1 protein-coding gene is annotated in these 417 nt (G+C 64.0%); it reads right to left on the reverse strand.

Annotation, left to right across the window (positions count from 1 at the left end; all coding sequences use genetic code 11):
* Positions 1 to 417, reverse strand: a 417-nt coding sequence (locus AB4Y42_RS44315) for a type VI secretion system Vgr family protein (protein WP_368697907.1), incomplete at both ends; no start/stop codon positions are given.

Below are 417 nucleotides of genomic sequence, written 5' to 3' on the forward strand. Positions count from 1 at the left end.
CCTTGAACAGCGCGTTGGTCTCATCCATGGCGAGCACCTTGCCGCCACCGCCTGGCTGGTTGTACGCCGTCACCATCACGCCAGCGCCACCACGATTGACCAGATGCGCGCCCGTGCGAAGCTCCGCCCCGGTGCCCCGCTCGTTCAGGTCGCGGTCGGGAATGAAGCCCAGGTTGAGCTGCGAGCGGCCCGAATGCTCCGTACTCAACTCGATGCCCTGCTGCTGCTCCCAGTCGTCAAGCCACAGCTTGTTGCCCGAACGCGTGCGTATCTCGCTGCGCGACATGCGGCGGCGTGAGCTGTTGATGAGGTCCGGGTTTTGGGCATTCGGAATGAAGGCCACGGCGACCGGCTTGTTGGGATTGCCTTCAAGAAATCCCGCGATACCGAAGTCGCCATCCACCGGCGGCAGGTTCA

Origin of the sequence: Paraburkholderia sp. EG286B (assembly GCF_040965655.1) — a bacterium.
Lineage (GTDB): Bacteria > Pseudomonadota > Gammaproteobacteria > Burkholderiales > Burkholderiaceae > Paraburkholderia.